Source organism: Streptomyces sp. AM25 (assembly GCF_058146165.1).
Genome location: NZ_JBKIWN010000018.1, coordinates 1 through 17,025, shown reverse-complemented (window position 1 = coordinate 17,025; position 17,025 = coordinate 1). Strand labels below are relative to the sequence as shown.

The window sequence follows — 17,025 nt, the reverse complement described above, 5'->3', positions numbered from 1 at the left end:
ACAAGTGAGGCTCCCTCAGTACGTGGCAGCGGTTGCTGCACGGGTCCGAGCAAGGCTGTCCGGTCCTGCGGTTGCCCGAACAAGGGCCGCAGGGCGCACAGAAGCCCGCCAGGGTGTGACCTTGCAGCGACTCACCAGCCGGCACCACCGATCCGGCGGGGCCATAGAGTCTCCAGTGGGGCGGCGCCGATCCATCGGACACGCCTAGCACGTACCTGAGTTGACGGCCGAGACGGACGGGCGGGGCCGCCGCCTGGTGGTCCGCAACGGTCGTCACCGCCCCCGCACCGTGGTCACCGCGGCGGGCCCAGTCGAGATCGCGCCACGGGTGGACGACCAATACTTATAGATCGGTACGCGTTCCGTACTCTTCGCCTGGCGTCCAGTGGTGATCAGGCGCTGAGAGAGGGTGCGGTAGCGGCCAGGGCTGCGTCGAGCAGGCCGGGGAAGCGTTCGTCGAGTTCGCGGCGGCGCAGTTCCACGACCTTGGTGCGTCCTTCTCGGCGCTCGCGGGTGATTCCTGATTCACGGAGCACGCGCCAGTGGTGGGTGGCGGTGGCTTTGGTGACGGTCACGGGCAGGCTGCCGCAGGTGCGCGGCTGGGTGGAGGAGGCGAGTTCGCGCACGATGAACAGCCGTACCGGGTTGCCCAGGGCTGCCAGGACGTCTTCGACCGGGATCTGGCCGAGGTCGGGGTGATAGCTGACCATGGAACGATCGTACGGGAAATTTCATACAGATCCGAACGGGCTCTGACCTGCGGAAACGTGAGGCATCCGGGGCGCACTCAGCGACTCCGAAGAGATTGCGCAGCCCCAAAGGTACGAAACATCCCGTACAGTCGAACTGCCGTACGGAAGGTTCTGCATGCACCGACGGCATCCGCCCCCGCTCTACCGAATGGACCCCTTCATGGATCTCCAGTTGACCGGAACGACCGCCGTGATCACGGGCGCAAGCCGCGGCATCGGCCTGGCCATCACCAGGACCCTCATCGCCGAGGGTGTGAGTGTCGTGGCCGGCGCACGCACAGTCACCACGGAGCTGAAGGCCAGTGGTGCGATCGCCCTCACCGCCGACCTCGCCACCCCTGACGGTCCCGCCCTGTTCATCGAGCGGGCCCAGGCGGAACTCGGCGGGATCGACCTCCTGGTCAACAACCTCGGCGGAGGCGGCGACCACGAACACCCGGCCACCTTCCTGGAGTCCACCGACGAGCAGTGGGCGGACATGTTCGGCCTGAACCTCTTCAGCATGGTCCGCATCACCCGCGCCGCCCTGCCCAGTCTCCTCAAGCGCGGTGGCAGCATCATCAACTTCTCCTCCATGAGCAGCCGCATCCCCCACACGGCGCCCCTGCCCTACGCCTCCGCCAAGGGAGCGGTGAACACCTTCAGCAAGGGCCTGGCCGAGGAGTACGGACCCCAGGGGGTACGGGTCAACACGATCTCTCCCGGCGCCGTTCTCACCGAGCAGTGGGCCGGGCCCGACGGCTTCGGCGCCAAGCTCGCCGCCGCCCGCGGGATCCCCCTGGACCAGCTGCTGCGTGACGTCCCCGTCGAAATGGGGGCGACCACCGGCGAGTTCGTCGACCCCGGCCACGTCGGCGCGCTCGTGGCCTACCTGGCCTCACCCCTCGCGGCCGCAATCCACGGCGCCGACTACGCCATCAACGCCGGCGCCGTCAAAACCGTGTGACCCACGCACCAGTCAGGCGGTTCACGCTGCAAGGCCCCGCCAGCGGGCCTGGTCGCTCGCACTGGTCCGCTGCGGCGCCACGTTCGACGACGGCGTTCTCGTCGAGCCGACGGCCCCCGCGGCCTAATGGGACGTATCGGGTCGTAGAGACTTGATGCCGTAGCCGCCAGCAGGTGAGCACTGCCGTAGCCGGAGCTGTCCGAGCTCTGTGGTCAGACCGTGCCCCTGCTGGTCGGCCGGGAGGCCAAGACCGCTGATGGGATGGCGTGCCCGCCGGGAAGTGGGGCGTGAGCACTGGATCCATTAGGCCGCGCGCCGTGCCTTCCGCGGCTGCACGCACGTGTACGCAGAGGAACCGGGAGCTGGGCTGTTGCTGTTCATCGGAGATGACTGGGCCGAACCACACCACGATGTCGAGGTCCAGGACGAGACCGGGCGCAAGCTCGCCACCGCACGGCTGCCGGAGGGGATTCCCGGGATCGCCCGGCTCCACGAACTGGTCGCCCGGCACGGCGGTGAAGAGCTGGAGCCAACAGATGTGGTGGTGGGAATCGAGACCGACCGCGGCGCGTGGGTCCAGGCCCTGACCGCAGCCGGCTACCAGGTCTACGCGATCAACCCCCGCCAGGTCGCCCGGTTCAAGGAACGCTACGCCTCCTCAGGAGCCAAGAGCGACAAGGGCGACGCGCACGCACTCGCGGACATGGTCCGCATCGACCGCGACCAGCTGCGGCCGGTGGCCGGGGACAGCGAGCAGGCCCAGGCCGTCAAGGTCGTCGCCCGCGCCCACCAGACCCTCATCTGGGAACGCACCCGCACTTTCCAGCGGATGCGCAACTCCTTGCGCGAGTACTACCCCGCGGCCCTGACCGCCTACACCGATCTGACGCTGACCAGCACGGACGCGCTGGAACTGCTGATCAAGGCACCAACCCCGCAGGCCGGCGCGAAGCTGACCCGCACACAGATCACGGCGGTGCTGGCCCGTCATCGACGCCATCACCGGGACGCGAAAGCGGCCACGGTCCAGACCGCTCTACGCGAGCAGCAGCTCGTGCTGCCGGAGCCGGTGACCGCAGCCTACGCAGCCGCCATCACCGCGCACGCACGCATACTGATCGCGCTGAACGAACAGATCGAGACGATGGAAGCGCAGGTGAAGGCACATTTTCTCGCGCACCCGGACGCTGAGATCTACCTGTCGATGCCCGGCATCGCAGAGATCACCGGCGCCCGGGTGCTCGCCGAGTTCGGAGACGACCCCACCCGCTACGCATCCGCCAAGGCGCGGAAGAACTACGCCGGCACCAGCCCCATCACCCGCGCCTCCGGCAAGACCAGGAGCGTCCAGGCCCGCTTCGTGCGCAACAGCCGCCTCGCCGACGCCCTCCAGCGGCAAGCGTTCTCCGCCCTGCACGCTTCACCCGGCGCCCGCCGCTACTACGACAAACAACGCGCCCGGGAAGCCGACTACAACCCTGCCCTCCGGCAAGTCGGCAACCGCCTCGTCGGCATCCTCCACGGCTGCCTCAAGACCCGCACCCTCTACGACGAAGCAACCGCCTGGGCCCACCACGCCCAACCCCATCCCGCTTGACTCGAAACGTCATGGGATGTCTGACCAGCCGAAATCGGGTTGTTGCCGCCGTCCCCCGCGTGTTCTGATCGGCGACGGTACCGCCGACGCCGGAGGAGGGATGATGCACCGACCACGCAGGGCGGTCACGGCCGAACTCTGAATCCGGGGGACGACGCCGACGCCAGTGAGAGCGGGACGACACCTACCGCTGGCAGCTGAGGAGGCTCGGCTGACAGTGACCGGGACAATCAACCAAACCCGGTCGAGGTCCGGATCCGGCGGCTGAGAAATGCCCCGGTGAAGCAGGAAGCGGAAGTAATCGCCGACCCCTGACGAGGGGGAACAGGCGGTGAACCGGTCCATCACCCGCACCAAGCCTGGGAACTGCCCGCCCCGCCCATCGCGGAACGAGCAGCGAGAACAGAACGGAACCCTGCACTCCCGATTGAAGATCCCTTCTTCGATCCGGAGGCAGAGCCATCGGCAGAACCGCCCAGAACCAGGGCTTCACCTGCGAGAACTGCGGAGCGAGTGTCGCGCCGCTGCACAACGGGAGCTACCGCAACCACTGCCCGACGTGCTTGTGCTCCAAGCACGTCGACATCACCCCCGGCGACCGGGCCTCGGCCTGTCGCGGGACGATGCGTCCGCAGCATGTCGAGCATCGCCGAGGCAAAGGACTCGTGCTCGTCCACCGCTGCGTCGCCTGCGGGTTCGTCCGACCCAACAAGATCGCCGACGACCCGGTGCAAGGCGACGACATCGACGCCATCATCGCCCTGATGTCCACGCACGGGTAGCTTCAACAGCCGGTGCCCACGGGGGCATCCCCGTGGGCACCGGCTGAACATGTGGGCGACGACTGGGACCGCGCGGTGGAGGCCGTCGCCGCGCTGTCGGCAGTCCAACAGCTTTGGCCTTGAGGCGTACTCGTTTCGCAAGCCGGTGATGATTCTGGTCTCCGCCTGCCCCGCCATCCCCATGGGTGCCGTGAACGATTCGATCCAGAACATCAACGGTATTGCTACCCGAATGCTGGTGGACTACGACTACGCCAAGAAGGCAGACACCATCGGACTCGACACGATGCACGGCCTGTCCGCCGTCAAGGAGGGCCCGGACTACACAATCCGTGGCGTGAAAACCGGTGAGTCTTTCGTGCGCGGCCTGAAGATCGTCATCACCGAGAAGGCCGCGGCCGACTCGTAGACGGCGCCCGACTGTTCAGTCTCCTCAATTTCCGCTTGCAAATGCCCTGAGCGGCAAGATCAGTGCTTCAGCAAGGCGTTCGGTGTCGGTAACAAGGGTGCCGACAACGGGAATGTCTGATGTGGCGCCAGCGGAAACGGCAGCGGAGGCCGGGCTAGCCAGAAGCCCGATAAGAGCCAGAGCTGAGAGCACGATGGTGGCAATGCGGCGCATCGGATCTCCTCGCACGATGAAATGATGCCGTAATGCATGTCCGAGCGAGCTAGCCCCCATGTCCCCTGTCCCTTGTGTGGGGTTGCACTATCGAACTCCCGACCCGCTTCCCGCCCTACATAGGACGACACCTGACGCTGGAGGTGCCTGTACCGGTCTCCGTGGCCGATGTTGAAGTGCGGCTTGGCCGGAGGTTCGAGGACGCCGACGAGCCGGGTCGGTGGATCACGGATCCCTACGTCATGTCCGCATCCGTGCGTGGTGGGTGGCGAGATGACCCGGTTCGCCCTGTGGCTGACGCCCGGGTAGAGGCGCGGCTTCTTCCTCTCCCCCCGAGATGCGCGACCTGATCGCGCTGCACACCGGGAAGCTTGCCGAGTTCGCCGTTGCAGATGCCCTGCAGCCGCGCCGCCCGGCCAAGGAGCACTGGAACGCGGTCCGTCGCAGCATCAAGGCGGATCTTGCCCTGGACTGGGCCGGCTGGTACGGCCAAGTCGTCATCGAGGCGGACGCCTGCGTGCGGCACGCGATGGTGCAAGAACGCGGCTGGACCGACCGCAAGGGCCGTCCCCATGACAGGCGTCCACGATGGCGGACCACGGCGGGACGGGCCTGTCGTTGCCGCGGGATGCCACCGTGACCGTGCCGCTGATCGCGGCCGACCACATCGACAGCGCGGACACGCAGATGCCCAAGGGATAGGGGGGTTGATGAGCTGCCGCACGGCTGGCTCGGGGCTCCCTGGGGCCGTTTCGGGCGGCTGCAGGTGCCGTTCGGCGCCGAACTAACAAACCGAGAGACGAATCAGGGGTGTTCCTGGTCACGTTCTCACGGTCGACGTCACGAGAGGGGGCCCATGACGCCTACATTATTTATGTCGGGTGTTATATACGCCCTCCATAGGATAGGTGACTGTCTCCCTATTTCAAGCGAGGTCAATAAAAGCCTCTGACGGCAAGTTGAGCCGTCAGAGGCCTTCGGCTGAAGTTCCCCTTCAACGTGTTGCGCCGTCAGGCCACAGAACGGTTACCGGAACTCCGTTTCGTTCAGCGTAGGCAACAACATCCGCGGTACCGCCGTATCCCCACGCGGGGTTTCCATCCCATACCGCGAGCAGTTCGTCTGCCAGACCCACCAGGATCTCGCTCCCGGCCATGTGTGCGTGGGGATCGGAAGTAGACAACTCGGTCCTGTGGATTTCAGATGCCTGACGCATGAGCTTGTCGTACACCGGCCAATGGGCTTCAGGCAGGCCGCCACGATACTGCTCTGCAGGAACAACTACTTCCAGGCGCCCACCCTCGGCAAGTACTGCCTCCGCAAACCAAGAGTCAGGGCCGTCGGCAATGCAGGAGATGCCAGTCAATTCCGCCGCAGGGTACTGCCCGACCGCCTGTTGAAGCATTCCCCGTACCCGATTCTCCACATCCTGACTCAGGCCCCGGTGACCTGTGATCCCCACCCGCATAGGCTGGTCCCCTCCTTACAGGTATACGCCATGGAGACGCTCGTCGAAGTCGCGCACCACCTTGGGCGGCGACGCCAAGACCAGTGAGCGACGCACCGTACGGGCCCGCTCCACGATCCGGCCAGAACGGTACTGCAAACCCGTGTCGACAGCCCGGGAGGCGAGAGCAAAGGCCGCCTCAACCCTTCCCGCCGCGAGGTGGCCGGCCGCCAAGTCCAGCACTGTGAGGGCCCGCTGCTTGGGGTTCTCTGTGGTCAGAGCCTCCGTGTCGCCAACGAACACCCACTCCGACAGGCCCAGCCTGGCTCCACAGGTGATACGGCAGGCCGTGGCCTTCGCGACGTCGAAGTGGAAGACCCACGGCCACGGCGGAGGCTCCTCGGTGCTCAGCTTCTCCGCAACTTCCCGACTGCGGGTAATTGCCCGGTCAGTGTTGCGCTGATCACCATTCGTCGCATGTGCCAGAGCTTCTACCGAAGACAACCACGCATCGGCCACTGCTAACGGTGCGCTGCTCAGATATCGCCGGGCGTCACGCGAAAGGTTAAGTGCCTCCGCGCCGTTGCCCACGTGTGCTTCGAACTGCGCGTGGCTGCCCGCCTGATAAGCGGCCAGCAGCGGGTCCCCCGCAGCACGGGCGGCCCGGATCGCCGAGCCGTACCAACGCCGAGCCGAGCCGTGGTCACCCATATCCCACGCGAGCCAGCCTGCAAAGCTCGCAGCTTCACTGGCGACTGCTGCAAGCCGGCTTCGAACTTCCCTGTGTTCCGTGTCGCGGGTGATGTTCTGGATCAACCGGATATGAGACTCGACGGCATCCGAGAGGTGCCGTGACGGCGTATAGCTGTCCAGTCTGCGGTACGCCGCGGTATTTACACGGAGCGCCGCCGCTTGGCCTGCAGCGCCTTCCGGTTCAATGAGAGCATTGAGAAGGGGCGAGGCCGCTACGGCGGCGATGCTCCCTAGGAATCCACGTCGTTCCACTCGATCTGATCCGTCTCGTAACCCGGGCCTGTCCGCAAGTCCAACAACCTGGGGTGGGATCTCCAGGCGCCCAGCCACGGCTACCAGGATCTCGGTGCCGTATGAGCCGGGTCCCCGCCTTTCCAACCGCGAGACGGCTGACTGGGATAGACCGCATGCCTCGCCCAACTGTCGCTGTGTCATGCGGGCGTGCTTCCGGACTAGCTCGATGACCTTGCCGTAGTCCCCGGCCCTGCTGGCGTCCTTGATGGCCGGCGTCTGCCAGTCCAACGTTCTCCCTCCAACGGTACGAGCACCAACCAACGTTGCCACGAGTCCGTACCCGCTGCGTGCATATCCGCATGCGGGTGCTGCATCAGTGATTCACCCAGGGCCCCAGCCAAGCGTTGGCTGTCCGTAAGGAACCAGCGACCTCAAGGGGATGAGCGAGCGATGGAAGCCGCCACATGTCTGGAGAGATTTCGGTCCGTACGGGGCGGGTGCCAGACCGGTTTGGGCGAGGAGCATGACGGTCCCGACCTCCCCCCGGGGACCATGCAGTACCCCGCCTGCCGTTGTCCTCAGCACCGTGCCGGCCAGGGCAGGCCGGACGCGTCGGTCCAGCTGTCGGCAGCCGAGGCCGAGGAGGACCAGGCATACGCGGTGAGCAACAACAGTGACCGCCGCATCTTCCGGGCCGGCGCGTACATCGTGGAGGAGCCGTACCCGGGGGCGTCGTCATGCTGACCTGTCCCGTTGTGTCCATGCCGCACTCGTCCGCCCAAGGGTCGGTGCGCATGGTGACCTGCCAGGAGTGTGCCCGGCTGATCCGCAAACGGGACGCGGCTTCCGACAGCGGCGACGCCGTCACCGCGAGGCGGTACGACGTGGCGCTGACGATCCACATCCGTCACGTTCACCCGGTACCGGAGCCGTCGCCGTGCCCCGCGCCGTGATCCGACTCGTGGAGTACGAGATCCGTACCGCCTTGGACTCGTTGATGTACGGCAGCCGTTGCCTGGGGTGTTCATGGAAGACGACCGGCGCATCGGAGCCCGAACCCGTGCAGGACGCCTGCATGAAGCACACGGCAGCCTCCGGGCACAAGTCGTTCCGCATGGTCTGCGACGGCGTAGCGGTCGTGCTCCGGAGGGAGCAGCCGTGAGCCGGCAAAGGCGCGGGAGGGCTCATCGGAACCGGAAGGCGGCCGAGATCGGCTTGGGCTTGTCAGTCGGCTGCTTGGTCCTGGCTCTGTGCGGCGTCGTCCTCTGGCTCGCCGTCCACGGAGGCTCGCACCACTTCTAGGCCCCCGTCCGGCCGTCTTACGGGACGCGGAAGACGGCCGGGCGGGACACCACAACTACAACGAACGGAGGGCGCAAGATGGCGCACGCCGATATTGATCCTGCCTCCCCGCCCGGACGACGTATCGGGGCCGTGGTCCTGGTGCGTGACCAGTCCGGCCGTGTGCTGCTGGTCAAGCCCACGTACAAGGACGGCTGACAGCTGCCCGGCGGGGGCGCCCACCAGGGCGAGACCATCGCGGACGCTGCTGCGCAGGAGCTGGCCGAGGAAACCGGGTTACGGCTCGCGCTCACGCACTTCGTCGCGCTCGATCAAGTGCCCGCCAACCCGGAGACAGGGGCGGCCGAAGGCTTCAACGTGGTGTGCGACGCAGGCACGTTGACCGACAAGGAAGCGTCCGCGGCGGCCGTCCCGACAGTGCAGCCGGCGAGCTGTTCGGTCTCAGGTGGGTGCCGCTCGACCGGCTCGACACCCATGCCATGCCCTACCAGGAGCGACGCGTTCGTGCGGCCGTCGCCGCGTCGGAGCACGGGATGCGGGTGCCGCTGCTTCTTCTCGGTGAGCCCACCGACGCGTAGCCCAAAGGCGTCCGCCGGTCGGCCGCGAAGAGTTGGGCTGCCGACCGGCGGGCTCACCCCCAGGATCTGAAGAGGAAGAGCCTTGATCAACATTCCCACTCCGCCCTGCGTCTTGATCGGTAGCTGCATGGCTTGCAATGGGCCGATCATCAACCCCCAGCCGGGACAGAACTACTGCGGCAACTGCAAGCGCAGGTAGCCCCTCGCAATCAGACTTCCGCCCGGCCGTCTGACGGGACGGCGGAGGACGGCTGGGCGTGTCAGCGCGTGCACGACGACGCCGGGGAGACCCCCACGTTGATCCAGGTCAATGGGTGAAAGGGCACCAGCATGGCGACAGCAGCGTTACCCGCCGAGCAGACCACCACTCAGTTCCTGTGGCTGGACGTGACACGGAAGTGCCAGCTCGAATGCACGCACTGCTACCTGTCGGATGCCGTTGACTCCCTCCGGGAGGTCTGGGGGTGGGGCAAGGACAAGGGCGGTGGCGGCAAGGGCAAGGGCGGCGGCCAGAGCAAGCCGTGCGGTCCTGACTGCGTCCCGAAGAACCCGTGCGACCCGAGGACCGACAGCGATACGTGCCGGCCGGGAACGCCAACCACGTGCCAACCCAGGGTCTAAAAGCGTCCGAAAGGAACAGCCTTGACTGAACTACCCGACGAGCACTTTCGAGAGCTGATCCGGCCCCACACTGGCGAAGTTGCTCAAGTGCATGCACCCAGGCATGGGTTCACCACTGACTTCGCTGCGATCATCGACACCGAGAAGGGGCAGTTCTTCGCCAAGGCGATGTTCAACAACCCCGGGGGGCGGAAGGGCTCCATCCTCCGGGAGCGGGCGATCAACCCCTACGTACAGCCTCTCTCGCCTTCCGTGCTGTGGAGCGTTGATGAGGACGACGCCGGATGGATCATCCTCGGCTTCGAAGTCATCGAAGAACGCGGCCTGGACTTCAAGCCGGGCTCACCGGATCTCCCACTCGCCGTTGACCTTCTCAACCGCGCGGCAAGCCTGCCCTTGCCCAACGTCGCACGGGACTGGCCGGAGAACCGGTGGGACGAGTACGTCAGCAACGAAGACGATCTGCCGCTTCTCCGCGGTGACGCCCTGCTGCACACCGACATCAACCCGTCCAACCTGGTGACAGGACCAGCGGGCGCATGGCTGATCGACTGGTCATGGCCCACGTACGGCGCCGGCTTCATTGACCCAGCAATCTTCGTTGTGCAGCTGATCTCCGCCGGCCACAGCCCCGAGTCCGCAGAGTCCTGGGCCTCCGACTGCACGGCATGGTCGAACGCTGCTCCTGCGGCGATTGACGCGTTCGCTGCGGCTGATCTGCGAATGCATCGTGTCCTCGCCGAACAGCGTCCTGATCAGGCGTGGCTCAAGGCCCTGGAGGAAGCCGCCCAGGCGTGGGCGGACCACCGAGGCATCGTCGGGGCGTAGAAAGTCGCCCCGACGGTCACACACGGGCCCTCCCCGAAGCACTACTGCCGAGCAGGCCTGTTTGCGCCCTTGCATCAGCGATGTGACGTACGACGCGGTTCACTGGCCTGCGAAATCCGCAGTGGATGGCGACGGCCAAGGGAATGCGCATGCTCGGTGACTTCACCCAGGCGGCACTCGACACGGCTTACGCCACGTCGTTCGGACGGGCCGCAGGCTACCTGCCGAAGAACCGTCAGGCCGTGTCCTCCTGGCTGGCGGACCTGGCGGAGCGCGCCCAGGACCGCAAGGACGAGCTCAGCCCCTCCGTGGCGGCCCTCGGGCAATTACTCCAGGCCGACAAGATCGTCCAGGCCCTCGTGACCACGGCCTTCGACCAGCTCCCCAAGGCGCTCCAACGGATCCGTGGCACCGATCACTTGCTGAAGTGCCTGGACGAGATCGTCACGACCGCGCCCGAATACCGTGCCAACCCTGACGAGCGGATCCTCTTCCCGCTGTCCGCCCTGTTTGCCGGCCTGTCCCCGACTCCGGCGGGGACGAAGGTCTTGCAGATTCCGGTCTTCAACGCGGCGCTGCAACAGATCCTCAAGGCGTGGTGCGTGTTCCTGGACAGCCCCGCCAGCCGCTACGTCCTGACCGAGGCCGGCAACGGCTGGCTGTCCCCGCACGCCGTCGAGCAGAACAAGCTCACCGACTACGTGATCCCCGACCGCACCGCGGAATACTGGGGCTTCGCGTCCTTCAACGACTTCTTCCACCGCAAGATCAAGCCGGCGGCCCGCCCGCTCGCCACCGACGCCAAGGCCGTCGTCGCGCCCGGCGACGGCATCGTGGTCAGGCGCGAACGCAACGTCCGGAAGGCCGCCGGGATCTCCTTGAAGGGACAGACCTACGCACTGACGGACCTGCTGAACAACAACAGCACCTACACCGACCGGTTCGTGGGCGGGGACGTCTTCCAGATGGTCCTGCCCGCCATGGGCTACCACCGCTGGCACTCTCCTGTCGACGGTGTGGTCAGGCACGTGGAGACCGTGCCCGGCGTGGTGTTCGGCGCGGCCGATCCGGTCGGCGCCGCGGCGACCAGCACCCGTGGTCTGGTGTTCATCGAGAGCAGCGCGCCCCAGGGCGGCATGGTCTGTCTCGTGCCCGTCGGCATCAGCGAGGTCTCCTCGATCACGATCACCGCCGCCGAGGGCCGCCAGGTCAAGAAGGGCGAAGAGCTCGGATACTTCCAGTTCGGCGGCTCCAGCATGTGCCTGGTCTTCGAGCCGAACAAGGTCGAGTTCACCGTGCCGACCGGTGCCCCGGGCGCGGTGACGGACGATGGCGCTCCGATCTTCGTCAACTCGGCGATCGCCCGGGCCAAGTAGGGCAGTCCCGTCCGCCGATGGCGTGTCCGGTGAGTCGCCACCGGCCCACCGGACACGCACTGACGCCTCCACGTCCCAATCTGCCGCCCGAAGGCTCACTTCCCGCCAACCACCGCCGTTCCCGCCTCACTTACCGGGCTCCTGGGCATGATCATCTCCATGTCCGACTCCCGAACCGATGACCTGCCCCTGTCCATCCCTGCACCCGAGCCGCCACCGCCCTACCGGTGGCGCTGGGCCGCGCTGTGGGTGATCCTCGCCGGCGAGGCGATGGACATGCTCGACTCCCTGGTGGCCGCCATCGCCGCGCCGTCGATCCGTGCCGACCTGGGCGGCGGGGCCGGTGTCACGCAGTGGCTGGGGGCCGCCTACGCGCTCGCCATGGCGGTCGGGCTGATCACCGGCGGGCGGCTGGGGGACGTGGTGGGGCGCCGACGGGCGTTCCTGCTCGGCGCGTCGGGGTTCACGGTCGCTTCGCTGCTGTGCGCGGTGGCCGTGTCGCCGGGGTTCCTGATCGCATCACGGGGGCTGCAGGGGCTGTTCGGGGCGGTGATGATCCCGCAGGGGCTCGGCATGATCAAGGAGATGTTCCGCGGCCGGGAACTCGGCAAGGCCATGGGGATGTACGGGCCGGTGATGGGGCTGTCCTATGTGGGCGGTCCGGTTCTGGCCGGCTGGCTGGTGGGCGCCGACTGGTTCGGGGCCGGCTGGCGCATGGTCTTCCTGGTCAACCTGCCGCTCGGGCTGCTCGCGCTGGCCGGCGGGTGGCGGTTCCTGCCGCCGTCGGGTCCGACGGCCACGGCCGGGCTGGACCTGGTGGGTGCCGCGCTGGCCTCGGCCGCCGCGCTGCCGGTCGTGCTGCCCCTGGTGCAGGGACGCGAACAGGGCTGGCCGTTGTGGGCGTTCGTGTCGATGGCGGCCGGAGTGGCCCTGTTCGGGGTCTTCGGCTGGTACGAGAAGCGCGTGTCACGCGCCGGCGGCGACCCGTTGGTGGTGCCGGGGCTGTTCCGCAAGAGGGCCTTCTCGGGCGGACTGGTGACCGGTGCCGCGCTGTTCGCGGCGGTGGCCGGATTCTCGCTGGCGCTCAGTCTCTACTTCCAGTCGGGGCTGGGGGCTTCGCCGCTGAAGGCCGGTCTGGCCGTGCTGCCGTGGTCGGCCGGTACCGTCATCGGATTCGCGGTGGTGCAGGTGCTGGACGGCCGGGGGATGCTGAGCAGGTTCGGGCGCGCGCTGGTGCAGACCGGTGTCGTGGTGATGGCGCTCGGCACCGGCGTGTTCGCCTGCACGCTGCGGTCGGTCGGCACCGGGGTCACGGTGTGGCAGGGCGCTCCGGCGCTGGTGGTCGTCGGGGCGGGGATGGGGCTGGTGATGGGCCCGTTCTTCCAGACGGTGCTGGCGGCCGTGGAGCCGCACGAGACGGGTTCGGCCGCCGGGACGCTGACGGCGGTGCAGCAGTTCGGCAGCGCGCTGGGCAGTGCCGTGCTGGGCACGGTCTTCTTCTCGGGGCTCGGCGGCCGGGCCACCGCCGGCGCACTCGGCTACGCAAGCGCTATGAAGATCACGCTGGGCGCGGAGGCCGGGCTGCTCGCGGTCACGCTCCTGGCCTCCTTCCTGCTCCCCGGCAGCAAGGCTCAAACCGCCGCAAGCCGACTGGCCGTAAATGATGTTGATGGTTGACAGGCAGAGGGGAAACGTCCAATCTCGTTCAGCCGAACGACCCTTCATAGCCTGACTGTTGCCGATAAGTCCTGAAAAGGCCCCTAGCCCTCTCCCTCTCCCCCTCGCCTCCCGGAACGGAGCACCCCACCCCATGAACAGCCCCGAGGAACTCGTCCCGGTCCCGGCCGTCGAGCCCGGCACCGCCGGCCCGCCGTGCGGCTACGCCCGGTTACGTGCCGAACAGCCGGTGGTCAAGGCCCAGTTACCCAATGGGGAGACGGGCTGGCTGCTCAGCCGCTACGAGGACGCCCGGGCCGCCTTCGCCGACCCCCGTCTCATCCGTCCGCTGCTCTCCGCCTGGCCGCCCAGCGAGGGTCCCGACGCTCCCCCGCCGTGCCTGCCCACCTTCCTGGAGATGACCGGCGCGCACCACGAGCGGGTACGGCGCACCGTGCTGCCGCTCTTCGGCCGGCGCCGTCTGGAGTTCATGGCGCCCCGCATCCGGGCCATGGCCGGGGAACTGCTCGACGCCATGGTCGAGTCGGCGGAGGACGGCACCGCCGACCTGGTCGCCGCCTACGTCGAACCGCTGCCGCTGCGCGTGCTGTGCGAGACGACCGGGCTGCCGCACGAGGACCGCGAGATCTACCTGCCGCACACCCTCACCCTGCTCAGCGCCGCCGGACTGTCGCAGGACGAGGTGCTGGCGGCCCTGTACGCGCTGCAGGACTACGGCGAGGATCTCGTCTCCCGCAAGGAGAAGGAGGGCGAGGGCGAGGACTACATCCACCTCCTGCTGGCGGAGAGCCACCGCCCGGGCAGCGAACTGACCCGGGACGACGTGGTCAGCTTCGTCGTCACCATGCTGATGGCCGGCTACAAGACCAACATCCAGCACACCGGCAACGCGCTGTTCACCCTGCTCACCCACCCCGGTCAGTTGCGCGAGCTGCGCGACGCGCCCCAGCGGACGGCCACCGCGGTGGAGGAACTGCTGCGCCACGTCCCGCTGATGAACGCCATCAACATCCTGGTCGCGCAAGAGGACTTCACCCTGCACGGGCAGCACATCCGGGCCGGGGATGCGGTCATCCCGGTGCCCGCCTCCGCCAACCGCGACCCCGCCGCGTTCACCGACCCCGACCGGCTGGACCTGACCCGCACCCCCAACGCGCACATCGCCTTCGGCCACGGGCCGCATGCCTGCACCGGCGGACACCTCACCAGGATGCAACTCGCCATCACCATCGAGGTGCTGCTGGAGCGGCTTCCCGGCATCGCGCTGGCCGTCCCGGCGGAGACGATCCCCTGGGACGAGACCACACCCCTGCGGGCCCCCGCCCGGCTGCCGGTGCGCTGGTGACGCACCTCCCCGACCGCCCACGACCCGAACGGAAAGGCCCGACACCGTGACCGCACCGCACCGCGACGAGCTGCCGCGCTACCCCTTCAGCACCGACGGCGACCGCCTCGCCCCCGAACTCGCCGAACTGCAGGGCCGCTGTCCCGTCGCCAGGGTCAGCACCAACTCCGGCGGCGAGGCCTGGCTCGTCACCGGCTACGAGCCGGCCCAGCACGTGCTGCGCGACCGGAAGTTCGCCCGGTCCGTCCTGGGCGACCCCGACGCGCCCGGCCAGGACACCCCGATCCTGGCCCCCGAACTGCTCGACGCCATGAACCACCTCCAGCAGGCCGGGCTGCGCGACGAAGTCCTCCAGGCGCTCGGCCGCAACCAACCCGAGCTGCCCGCCGACTGGGTCGCCGAGGTCACCTGTGAGGGCCTGGACGCCATGGTCCGACAGGGCAGTCCCGGCGACCTGCAGCACCACTTCGCGGAATGGGTCGCCGCCCAGTGCATGTGCCGCCTCCTCGGGCTGCCCTTCGAGGACCACGAGTGGCTCGCGGAACGGGCCGACCTCGACCTGACCATGGTGACCCCCACCAACGAGGAACTCGCCCGCAACTGGGAGGAGATCCGCGTCTACATGCACGACTACATGGCCGCCCGCCGTCCCGGGCAGCCGCGCGGCCTCGTCGACCGCCTCGCCGACCTCAACGGACTCAACGAACACGGAAAGGGACTGACCGACAAGCAGCTGTCGAACATCGTCTCCGTCCTGTTCGTCAGCGGTTACGAGGACTTCGCTAGCTTCCTCGGCGTCGCGGCGGTCAACCTCCTCCAGCACCCCGAGACGATGGACGCCGTACGCGCCCGGCCGGAGACCCTGCCGCAGTGCGTGGAGGAACTGCTGCGCCACAGCGTCGTCCTGGGCAACGCCATCCCCCGCTTCGTCACCGAGGACGCCAAGATCGGCACCACGGCCGTGCAGCAGGGCGATCTCATCCTGCTCCAGCTGGACGCCACCAACTACGACCCCGCCGCCTTCACCGACCCCGCCGCCTTCGACCCCGCCCGCTCCCCCAACCCGCACCTGCGCTTCGGCTACGGACGCCACCACTGCCCCGGTGCCCACCTGGTCCGCCGGCAGTCCGAGACCGCCTTCCGCGTCCTGCTCGACCGGCTGCCCGGCATCCGCCTGGCGGTGCCGCTGGAGGAGGTGCCCTGGCACCCCGACCGGATGGCGATCATGCCGGCGGGGATTCCGGTCGTCTGGTGACAAGACGCTGGTGAGAAGATGCGCGGTGGGACACCCGGCCGTCCGGTGCCGGGCCCCGCGACGACCAGGAGAGCGGAAGCATGACCAACCCTGCCACCCACCGGGACGCCATCGCGGCGGAGAGCGCCAGGTTCGTGGACCTGGTCCGGGACGCCGACCGGGCGACCGCGGTGCCCGGCTGCCCCGGCTGGACGCTGACCGACCTCGTCCGGCACACGGGCAGCGTGCAGCGCTGGTTCTCCGTCCTGCTGCGCCGGCTCGTCCAGGAGCCGCCGCGCAGCCGCGAGGTGGACCTGCGGCTGCCGGCGGACGAGGGCGGCTTCCCCGACTGGCTGGCCGACAGCGCGGCCGAGGCCGCCGGTGCCTTCGCCGTCACCGACATGGACGCCCCGATGTGGGCGTGGGGCGCCGACCAGCACGCCCGGTTCTGGGTGCGCCGCATGCTCTTCGAGACCCTGGTGCACCGCGTCGACGCGGAACTCGCCCTCGGCCTCCGGCCGGAGATCGACCCCGATCTGGCGGCCGACGGCGTGGACGAGTTCCTGGTCAACCTGCCCTTCGCCGCGTTCTTCGCGCCCAAGGTGGCCGATCTCCGCGGCGACGGCGAAACGATTCGTTTCCGGTGCACCGACACCGGCGGTGACTGGCTGGTCCGCCTGCGACCGGACGGCTTCGGGGTCGAGCGGGGCGCCGCCGCGGGCTCCTCCGACGCCTCTGCCTCGGTCGAGGGACGCGCGGCCGATCTGCTGCTGCTCGTGTACGGCCGCCTCGACCGCGATGCGGAGGCCTTCGCGGTGCGGGGGGACCGGGATCTGCTGGAGCGGTGGGTCGCCAACTCGGCGTTCTGAGTGCGTCGGCTGCGGGTCGGCTGTGGCTGGTCGCGCAGTTCCCCGCGCCCCTTTCGGGGCGC

General features: G+C 68.1%; 19 protein-coding genes and 1 pseudogene. 15 read left to right on the top strand and 5 right to left on the bottom strand.

What is annotated here, in order from left to right; all coding sequences use genetic code 11:
• Nucleotides 1–392 precede the first annotated feature (392 nt).
• Nucleotides 393–710 (bottom strand): ArsR/SmtB family transcription factor, encoded by a 318-nt coding sequence (locus ACLHRZ_RS24415; protein WP_490420635.1) that lies wholly within the window; start codon nt 708–710, stop codon nt 393–395.
• Between the two features lie 202 nt (nt 711–912).
• Between ACLHRZ_RS24415 and ACLHRZ_RS24410 the strand changes: the two genes are divergently transcribed.
• The 4 genes from ACLHRZ_RS24410 to ACLHRZ_RS24395 all read left to right on the top strand — a co-directional run bounded on the left by ACLHRZ_RS24410 (nt 913) and on the right by ACLHRZ_RS24395 (nt 4,486).
• Nucleotides 913–1,698 carry an SDR family NAD(P)-dependent oxidoreductase gene (locus tag ACLHRZ_RS24410; protein WP_490420634.1) on the top strand — a complete coding sequence of 262 codons (786 nt, stop codon included), beginning with the start codon at nt 913–915 and terminating at the stop codon, nt 1,696–1,698.
• 370 nt (nt 1,699–2,068) lie between these two features.
• Nucleotides 2,069–3,295 carry an IS110 family RNA-guided transposase gene (locus tag ACLHRZ_RS24405; protein WP_490420633.1) on the top strand — a complete coding sequence of 409 codons (1,227 nt, stop codon included), beginning with the start codon at nt 2,069–2,071 and terminating at the stop codon, nt 3,293–3,295.
• Between the two features lie 461 nt (nt 3,296–3,756).
• Nucleotides 3,757–4,077 (top strand): RNHCP domain-containing protein, encoded by a 321-nt coding sequence (locus tag ACLHRZ_RS24400; protein WP_490420747.1) that lies wholly within the window; start codon nt 3,757–3,759, stop codon nt 4,075–4,077.
• A 145-nt stretch (nt 4,078–4,222) separates the two neighbouring features.
• Nucleotides 4,223–4,486 (top strand): hypothetical protein, encoded by a 264-nt coding sequence (locus ACLHRZ_RS24395; protein ID WP_490420632.1) that lies wholly within the window; start codon nt 4,223–4,225, stop codon nt 4,484–4,486.
• A 24-nt stretch (nt 4,487–4,510) separates the two neighbouring features.
• Here ACLHRZ_RS24395 and ACLHRZ_RS24390 read toward each other — a convergent pair whose 3' ends face one another.
• Nucleotides 4,511–4,699 carry a hypothetical protein gene (locus ACLHRZ_RS24390; protein ID WP_490420631.1) on the bottom strand — a complete coding sequence of 63 codons (189 nt, stop codon included), beginning with the start codon at nt 4,697–4,699 and terminating at the stop codon, nt 4,511–4,513.
• A 337-nt stretch (nt 4,700–5,036) separates the two neighbouring features.
• Between ACLHRZ_RS24390 and ACLHRZ_RS24385 the strand changes: the two genes are divergently transcribed.
• Complete coding sequence (locus tag ACLHRZ_RS24385) at nt 5,037–5,339, top strand: hypothetical protein (protein ID WP_490420630.1); 303 nt, start codon at nt 5,037–5,039, stop codon at nt 5,337–5,339.
• A 354-nt stretch (nt 5,340–5,693) separates the two neighbouring features.
• On the opposite strand, the gene ACLHRZ_RS24380 is transcribed toward ACLHRZ_RS24385, so the two are convergent.
• A complete protein-coding gene (locus ACLHRZ_RS24380; RefSeq protein WP_490420629.1) occupies nt 5,694–6,167 on the bottom strand; it encodes a hypothetical protein in 474 nt (157 codons plus the stop codon).
• 15 nt (nt 6,168–6,182) lie between these two features.
• Nucleotides 6,183–7,463 (bottom strand): helix-turn-helix domain-containing protein, encoded by a 1,281-nt coding sequence (locus ACLHRZ_RS24375; protein ID WP_490420628.1) that lies wholly within the window; start codon nt 7,461–7,463, stop codon nt 6,183–6,185.
• Nucleotides 7,464–7,685: 222 nt separating this feature from the next.
• On the opposite strand from ACLHRZ_RS24375, the gene ACLHRZ_RS24370 reads away from it, so the two are divergent.
• From ACLHRZ_RS24370 to ACLHRZ_RS24355, 4 genes and pseudogenes are all read left to right on the top strand, one after another.
• Entirely contained in the window at nt 7,686–7,877 is a 192-nt protein-coding gene (locus ACLHRZ_RS24370) for a hypothetical protein (protein WP_490420627.1), read from the top strand.
• A 17-nt stretch (nt 7,878–7,894) separates the two neighbouring features.
• Nucleotides 7,895–8,086, top strand: a complete 192-nt coding sequence (locus tag ACLHRZ_RS24365; RefSeq protein ID WP_490420626.1) for a hypothetical protein — start codon at nt 7,895–7,897, stop codon at nt 8,084–8,086.
• Entirely contained in the window at nt 8,071–8,295 is a 225-nt protein-coding gene (locus ACLHRZ_RS24360; RefSeq protein ID WP_490420625.1) for a DUF7848 domain-containing protein, read from the top strand. The genes ACLHRZ_RS24365 and ACLHRZ_RS24360 overlap by 16 nt, the downstream gene beginning before the upstream one ends.
• Nucleotides 8,296–8,636: 341 nt before the next feature.
• A pseudogene (locus ACLHRZ_RS24355) lies at nt 8,637–8,729 on the top strand (NUDIX hydrolase); the annotation flags it as partial.
• Between the two features lie 17 nt (nt 8,730–8,746).
• On the opposite strand, the gene ACLHRZ_RS24350 reads toward ACLHRZ_RS24355, so the two are convergent.
• Nucleotides 8,747–9,106 (bottom strand): hypothetical protein, encoded by a 360-nt coding sequence (locus ACLHRZ_RS24350; RefSeq protein ID WP_490420624.1) that lies wholly within the window; start codon nt 9,104–9,106, stop codon nt 8,747–8,749.
• A 549-nt stretch (nt 9,107–9,655) separates the two neighbouring features.
• On the opposite strand from ACLHRZ_RS24350, the gene ACLHRZ_RS24345 reads away from it, so the two are divergent.
• The 6 genes from ACLHRZ_RS24345 to ACLHRZ_RS24320 all read left to right on the top strand — a co-directional run bounded on the left by ACLHRZ_RS24345 (nt 9,656) and on the right by ACLHRZ_RS24320 (nt 16,963).
• Nucleotides 9,656–10,462 carry a protein kinase gene (locus ACLHRZ_RS24345; protein ID WP_490420623.1) on the top strand — a complete coding sequence of 269 codons (807 nt, stop codon included), beginning with the start codon at nt 9,656–9,658 and terminating at the stop codon, nt 10,460–10,462.
• Nucleotides 10,463–10,587: 125 nt separating this feature from the next.
• Nucleotides 10,588–11,838, top strand: coding sequence for a phophatidylserine decarboxylase associated domain-containing protein (locus ACLHRZ_RS24340; RefSeq protein WP_490420622.1), 1,251 nt, complete (start codon nt 10,588–10,590; stop codon nt 11,836–11,838).
• A gap of 159 nt (nt 11,839–11,997) precedes the next feature.
• On the top strand, nt 11,998–13,515 hold the full coding sequence (locus ACLHRZ_RS24335; protein WP_490420621.1) for an MFS transporter: 1,518 nt from the start codon (nt 11,998–12,000) through the stop codon (nt 13,513–13,515).
• Between the two features lie 133 nt (nt 13,516–13,648).
• Entirely contained in the window at nt 13,649–14,860 is a 1,212-nt protein-coding gene (locus tag ACLHRZ_RS24330; RefSeq protein ID WP_490420620.1) for a cytochrome P450 family protein, read from the top strand.
• 46 nt (nt 14,861–14,906) lie between these two features.
• Nucleotides 14,907–16,115 (top strand): cytochrome P450, encoded by a 1,209-nt coding sequence (locus ACLHRZ_RS24325; RefSeq protein ID WP_490420619.1) that lies wholly within the window; start codon nt 14,907–14,909, stop codon nt 16,113–16,115.
• An 80-nt stretch (nt 16,116–16,195) separates the two neighbouring features.
• On the top strand, nt 16,196–16,963 hold the full coding sequence (locus ACLHRZ_RS24320; protein WP_490420618.1) for a maleylpyruvate isomerase family mycothiol-dependent enzyme: 768 nt from the start codon (nt 16,196–16,198) through the stop codon (nt 16,961–16,963).
• Nucleotides 16,964–17,025 lie beyond the last annotated feature (62 nt).